Origin of the sequence: Longimicrobium sp., from assembly GCF_036554565.1 — a bacterium.
GTDB lineage: Bacteria > Gemmatimonadota > Gemmatimonadetes > Longimicrobiales > Longimicrobiaceae > Longimicrobium.
The window spans coordinates 1-6,109 of the sequence record NZ_DATBNB010000469.1 but is presented as its reverse complement, the minus strand read 5'-3'; the positions used below and the strand labels follow the sequence as shown (position 1 = coordinate 6,109).

Here is a 6,109-nt window from a genome sequence, read left to right as displayed (position 1 = left end):
CGCCCAGCATCACCGCTTCGCCGGGCGGGCACCCGGCGGCTTCCACGGCGGCATCGATGATGTCGGGGTCGGGCTTGGAGTGCTCGGCATCGCTGGACGAGGTCTTTTCCTCGATCAGGTCCGCGATCCCCGCCTGCTTCAGCAGCCCGCCCATGTCCTTTTTGCTGGCCGAGGTGGCAACCACGATGGTCAGCCCCTCGTCGCGCATCCGCTGGATCAGCTCCCTGGCCTGCGGAAAGGGCTTGAGCGTGGGCAGGAAGCGCTCGCGGAAGAGCTCGCCGCGGCGCTCCTTGATCTCCGCCCCCGTCCCCTCCTCGTCCGACAGGCCCGTGAGCTCCGGCAGCACCTTGTCGCCCCCCATGCCGATCATCCGGCGCACGCGGCCGAACTCCACGTCGTAGCCGAACTCGGCGCAGACGTCCACCCACGCCTGCGCGTGCGCGTCGTTGCTGTCGATCAGGGTGCCGTCCACGTCCAGCAGGGCCGCGCGAGGCTTCATTCCTTCTCTCCGTCCAGTTTTTTCAGCGGGCCGATGGCGGGTCCCGTCAGCACCTCGCCCAGCGGTGCGAAGCGCGAGCCATGGCAGGGACAGTCCCAGCTGCTCTCGGCGCCGTTCCAGCGGACGATGCACCCCAGGTGCGTGCACACGGCCGACATCTCGTGCACGCCGCCCTGCTCGTCGCGGTAGCACGCCACCTTGTGCAGACCGCGCTGGATGACGGCGCCCTGCCCGGGCTGGATATCCGCCTCGGACCTGGCGTCGCCGCCCACGGGGGCGTGGCGGGTCATCTGCAGCGCCACGTCTACGTTCTCGTGCACGAACTCCATCACGGAGTCCTTGGAGATCGTTTTGCGCTTGGGATCGTACAGCGTTTCCCACTCGTTGGGCCGGCCCAGGATCAGGTCCGTGTTCAGCATTCCGCCGATGGTGCCGTGCGTCATCCCCTGGCCGGAGTCGCCGGTGGTGATGTACACGTTCTGGCGCCCGCCCGGGTCGCGGCCGACGAAGCCCACGTAGTCGGCCGGCTCCATCACCATCCCGCTCCACCGCAGCTCGAACGACTGGGCCATGGGGAACCTCTCGCGGGTCCACGCCTCCAGGTTGCCCCAGTGCTCGTCGTGCGTGTCGTCTTCGTGCGCCTGCTTGTGGTCTTCGCCGCCCACGATCAGCCACTCGTGGGCCGGGTCTCCCTCGGCCGGCGCCAGGCGCACGTAGTGGTAGGCCTCCAGCGTGTCCCAGTACAGGCCGCGGGCGATGGAGCCGGCGGGCACGCGGGCCGCCACCACGTAGGTGCGGTAGGGCGCCTGCTTGCTGTGCGGGGCAAAGCGGTCGTGGATGGGCGGGTTGGTGCACACCACCGCCGCGCCCGCCGATACGCGGAACCCCTCGCCCGACACCGTGACGCGGTCGCCGCCCTCCACGCTCGTGACGTGGGTGCTCGTGTGGATGCGCCCGCCCAGCCGCTCGACGGCGTCAGCCAGGCCCGACAGGTACTTGAGCGCGTTGAACTGGCCCAGGTTGGGGAATTTCAGCGCGGGGCCGCTGTCGAACGGCACGCCGGGAATGCGCTCCACGACCTCCGGCGCGGCGCCGGCGCGGCGGGCGGCGTCGCGCTCCTTTTCCAGGAAGTCCGCGGACTCGCTGGGGTCCAGGAAGTAGTAGCCTTCCACGCGCTCGTAGTCGCAGTCGATGCCCTCGGCGGCCGCGATGGCGCCGATCTGCTCGATGGCGGCCTGGTGGCTCTGGAAGGCGATGCGGCTGCCCTGCTCGCCGTGCACGCCTTCCAGCACGTGGAAGTAGTCGTCCATCGCGCTGGAAAGGTGTGCCGTGGTCTGCCCGGTCTCACCCGCGCCGACGGCGTCCTTTTCCAGCACGATCACCCGCCGCCCCGCCTTGGCCAGCAGGTAGGCCGTGGTCATTCCCGCGATCCCCGCGCCGATCACGCACACGTCCGCTTCGGCGTCGCCATGCAGGGGCGCGGTCGTACGCTGCGCCCGCGTGACCTCCCACACCGACACCGACCGTTCCGTCGATTCCATCCCGCTCCTCCTCGTACGATTGGACGCACCTGGGCCGCCTCCGTCCGTGTTCCGGCGGCGGGAGACAGGCGCTGTGCAATCATCGTACGACTCGGAAAGCCGGTCTCACACGGAGGGCACGGAGGTCACGGAGGAAAGGGAGGGGCGCGTGGAGGATGACGGCGGGCCGTCCGGAGAGCCTAACTGCATGCGGGCATGGAAGATGCTTGGCGACGCGGCGGATGCCCGAGGGAGATTTCGGGCAGGAGAACCAGGCAAGATGGAGGACACGATGAACGCCAGACGCATCTTCACCGCCGCGGCCCTGGGGCTCGCGCTGTCGGGAGCCGCGTGTTCGGGCGAGAGCCCCACGGGCGCCGAAAACAAGGACGAAGAGCAAATCGCTCCGGGCGATGCCGCGCCCACGGACACCACCGGCTTCGTGCCGCCGCCGTCGTCGTGAGGCCCCGCGGCACGTGAGATCTACGCCGGGATGAGATGACAAAAGAAAGCGGCGGCACGCCTGGAGCGTGCCGCCGCTTTCTCGTTCGCTGCCCGCGAAGGGAGGCGATCAGCTTTCTTCGTTCTCTTCGCCCTCGTCGTCACCCATCTCTTCCAGGGCCTCGCCCATGGCCTCGAACTCCGCCTGGTGCTCGCGGTAGAACTGAACGTTCTGCTTGAGCACCGAGTTCTCCATCTGCGCCAGCGCGTTCTCGCCGCCGATCTCCAGCATCGCGGCCGTGAACATCGTCTGGATCATCGAGAACATGAACGTCACGTACTCGCGGCTGCTGAACCCGGCGCCGTTGATGGCGCCCTTCACCCGCGGCTCGCTGTCGAACGCCGAGGCGATCTGGTCGAGGTCCACGTCGTCCTCGTCCATGTTCTCGAACCGCTCCTCGATTTCGAGGTCTTCGTCTTCCAGCGCGCTCAGTGCGCGCGTGGCGGTCAGGAACTTCTGCAGCCCCGCCGAGGTCAGGCGGTAGTTGGAGACTTCCTCGGTGAACAGCTTCTCCGGCTGCGCGGCGGCGGACGAAACGTCGGCGGCCACGGCGGCCAGCGAAAGGCCGGCGGCGGCCAGCACGCGCGAAAACACGCGGCGGAAGGAACGCGTAAGGGTCGGCATCGGGGCTCCTGCGGGAACGGTGTGAGCGGGCGCGGTCAGGGGAGGGGGGACGGGATGGAAAATAAACACCCGGCGCCGCCCCGTCCACCAGCATGTTTCGGTGTACGGGGGGAGCCCGGAAAAAGTTACAGCCGGTCCTCGGGAGCGGGCTCCACGTCCGGCACCAGGTCGAGTGCCGCGAGATAGGCCTCACGATTTCCCCGCGCGGCGCGAGCAGCCAGATAATCTTCCGTCAGGAGCGCCGAGGTTTTCTCGGCCACTGGGGTCGCGATGAACTGGTTCAGCGAGATCCCTTCCGAAGCGGCGATCTCCCTGATCTTTCGATGTAGCGAGTCGGGAAGGCGAAGGCTAAGTACGCTCACGGCTGATTCGGCGTCAGGCAGAAGGATTCGCGGGATGTTCCGCGTCCGTGGCGTCCTTGCGGCCCGCGGCGCGGGCTTGGGCGAGCGACGCGCGAAGGCGCTCCTCGCTCCACACCTCCCACCCTTCGGGAATGGGGGCCAGCCGGCACTTTTCGGCCGCACTCTCGAAGCAGATCCATCCAGACTCCAGCCCCGGAGCGGCGGGGAGGAGCGCGCCGGGCCGCACGGCGCCGGTGGGGCGTACGTCCCATGCGCGCCACGGCGAACTCGCGCAGTGCCATCGGAAGGTACAGGGTACGGGGCGATGGTGCGGAAAAATGAAGATAAACGAAACGCCGTGCCCCTCCAAGGCGCACCTCGCGGGACGGCCGCCGTACTGGCTGAATCGTCCTCCGCGCGCGAGAGTATTATCAACGTGCGTCCGGCCGGTCGGACGCATTCGATGAACCATCCTGTCCACGGCCCGAACATGAGATCCGTTTCCGTCCGCACCCTCGCCGCAAGCGCGGCGCTCCTGGCGCTCTCCGGCACCAGCGCCTGCGCGCAGGCCGCCGATCCGCGCACCCGGCCGTATCCCGCGGCGCTCTGCTCCACCTGCGCCGCGTGGAACGAGCCCCACGCCCCGGTAAAGATCCACGGGAACACCTATTACGTGGGCACGAACGGCCTGTCCGCCATCCTCGTGACCTCGCCGCAGGGCCACGTGCTCATCGACGGCGCGCTCCCCAACTCCGCGCCGCTGATCCTGGCCAACATCCGCGCGCTGGGCTTCGATGTCCGCGACGTGCGGCTCATCCTCAACTCGCACGTGCACTTCGACCACGCGGGCGGATTGGCGGCGCTGCAGGCGGCATCGGGTGCGCAGGTCGCGGCGAGCGTCGCCAGCGCGCGCGTGCTCGAGAAGGGCACGTCGGAGGTGGGCGATCCCCAGCACGGGGAGCTGCTGGACTTTCCCCCTGTGCGGAACGTGCGGCGCTTCGCGGATGGCGAAACCCTGCGCGTGGGCCCGCTCGCCCTTACGGCGCACCTGACGCCGGGGCACACACAGGGCGGCACCACGTGGACGTGGAAGTCGTGCGAGGGCGCGCAGTGCGTGGACGTCGTCTACGCCGACAGCCACTCGCCGATCTCCGCGGATGGCTTCCGCTTCACGGACAGCCCTACCTATCCATCCGCTGTGGCAGACTTCGAGCGCGGCTTCCGCACGCTGGAGGCGCTTTCCTGCGACATCCTCATCACCCCGCACCCCAGCGGCTCCGCGATGTTCGAGCGTCTCGCCGGGAGCCAGCCGCTCGTGGACGGGAACGCCTGCAAGCGGTACGCGGCCGCCGGGCGCGAGCGGCTGCGGACCCGTCTGGAAACCGAGCGGGGATCGCGCTGAGCCGTGTCTCGTAGCACTCGATGAGAGCGCAGAGGCCGGGGCGCGCCTCATCATCGGGGCCACACCGCAGCAGGCCAGTCCACGAAGGTGGACATCGTGTGGTCGTTGCAGCGAATTCATTCGCCCGGGGGAAGCTTGGGCCGGCCCCCCCCAAGGCGAGGACCAGGGCCGAGGCCCAGGGCTCCGTGTCGCTGCCGCGCCCGGGCGAAGTGGCTTCCGCGGCAAGATCCCACGGCCCTGCATGGTATGCGCTGCGGGCCGGTCAAGTGTGCTCGGGCCTCTGGATGACGGATTGCGCTGCAGGCCACATTCTCCGTTCCAGCAGGGAATTCCGGGCCATCGACCCCGGCAGGCGGCGCCGAAAACCGGCCTAAGAGTTGACGTAATCAGGTCCGCACGTTTAGGTTCCAAACATCTGATGTGCCGCCGCTGGATACGCCGCCTCGTCGCGGCGATCTGCACCCCGCCCGCGCGGCCGCCCCTCCCGTTCGAAACTCCGAAGCCCGTTCCTCCGTTGAACTTGGGGAAGCCGCCACCCGGCTTCGCCAAACCCCGAACGAACGCGGACCGCAACCACCGTGAACGAGTTCCTGCACACCGCCCTCGGCTTTCCCACCATCGTCTACAGCATGCTGCTGACCGTCGTCACCCTGTACTGGGTGCTCGCGGTCACGGGCCTGGCCGATGGCGACTCCGTCGACGCGCTGGTGGGCGGCGGCGATGCGCCCGACCCGGGGGCCGCGGCGGCGATGCTCTCCAAGCTGGGGCTGGGTGGCGTACCGTTGACGGTGGTGGCCACCACGCTCGTGTTCACCGCGTGGCTGGGCGCGTACTTCGTTCACTTGCTGGTGCTGGGCGGCCTGCCCGAAGGCGTGCGGACGCTGGCGGGCCTCGGCACGATGGTGGGCGTGCTCGTCCCCGCCGTGGCCGTGACCTCCGTGGCGCTGCGCCCGCTGCGCGGCGTGCTCGCGAAGATGCGCCCCGTCGAGCGCTCGCTCATCGGGTCGTCCGCGGTGGTCGTTACCCCCACGCTGTCCGGTGACTACGGGCAGGCGTCGGTGGACGACGGCGGCGCCGGGCTGATCCTGCAGGTTCGCCACGAAGATCCCAACCAGCTCCAGCGCGGCGACCGCATCGTGCTCATCGAGTACATCGAGTCGCAGAACGCCTATCGCGTGGTATCGGAGCAGCAGTTCCTTGGCCGGTAACCGATCCAACCCT

General features: G+C 68.9%; 8 protein-coding genes. 3 read left to right on the top strand and 5 right to left on the bottom strand.

Annotated elements, in window-relative coordinates; all coding sequences use genetic code 11:
* Nucleotides 1–499: HAD family hydrolase (locus VIB55_RS12905; RefSeq protein ID WP_331877060.1), on the bottom strand; the 499-nt coding region annotated here is incomplete at its 3' end.
* Nucleotides 496–2,040: an FAD-dependent oxidoreductase gene (locus VIB55_RS12900; RefSeq protein WP_331877059.1), complete on the bottom strand. Its 1,545-nt coding sequence runs from the start codon at nucleotides 2,038–2,040 to the stop codon at nucleotides 496–498. The genes VIB55_RS12900 and VIB55_RS12905, both read right to left, overlap by 4 nt.
* A gap of 259 nt (nucleotides 2,041–2,299) precedes the next feature.
* Between VIB55_RS12900 and VIB55_RS12895 the strand changes: the two genes are divergently transcribed.
* Nucleotides 2,300–2,482 (top strand): hypothetical protein, encoded by a 183-nt coding sequence (locus VIB55_RS12895; protein ID WP_331877058.1) that lies wholly within the window; start codon nucleotides 2,300–2,302, stop codon nucleotides 2,480–2,482.
* Nucleotides 2,483–2,590: 108 nt separating this feature from the next.
* Here the strand turns inward: VIB55_RS12895 and VIB55_RS12890 are convergent, their stop codons facing one another.
* The 3 genes from VIB55_RS12890 to VIB55_RS12880 form a co-directional block, all read right to left on the bottom strand.
* Nucleotides 2,591–3,145 carry a hypothetical protein gene (locus tag VIB55_RS12890; RefSeq protein WP_331877057.1) on the bottom strand — a complete coding sequence of 185 codons (555 nt, stop codon included), beginning with the start codon at nucleotides 3,143–3,145 and terminating at the stop codon, nucleotides 2,591–2,593.
* A gap of 125 nt (nucleotides 3,146–3,270) precedes the next feature.
* The gene (locus VIB55_RS12885) at nucleotides 3,271–3,507 is read right to left on the bottom strand and encodes a toxin-antitoxin system HicB family antitoxin (protein ID WP_331877056.1); all 237 of its coding nucleotides are present in this window, start codon (nucleotides 3,505–3,507) and stop codon (nucleotides 3,271–3,273) included.
* A gap of 13 nt (nucleotides 3,508–3,520) precedes the next feature.
* Nucleotides 3,521–3,733 carry a hypothetical protein gene (locus VIB55_RS12880; protein ID WP_331877055.1) on the bottom strand — a complete coding sequence of 71 codons (213 nt, stop codon included), beginning with the start codon at nucleotides 3,731–3,733 and terminating at the stop codon, nucleotides 3,521–3,523.
* Between the two features lie 243 nt (nucleotides 3,734–3,976).
* Here VIB55_RS12880 and bla point away from each other — a divergent pair, with 243 nt between their 5' ends.
* A complete protein-coding gene (bla, locus tag VIB55_RS12875) occupies nucleotides 3,977–4,888 on the top strand; it encodes a subclass B3 metallo-beta-lactamase (protein WP_331877054.1) in 912 nt (303 codons plus the stop codon).
* Nucleotides 4,889–5,466: 578 nt separating this feature from the next.
* Nucleotides 5,467–6,096 (top strand): hypothetical protein, encoded by a 630-nt coding sequence (locus VIB55_RS12870; RefSeq protein WP_331877053.1) that lies wholly within the window; start codon nucleotides 5,467–5,469, stop codon nucleotides 6,094–6,096.
* The last annotated feature ends 13 nt before the right edge of the window (nucleotides 6,097–6,109 follow it).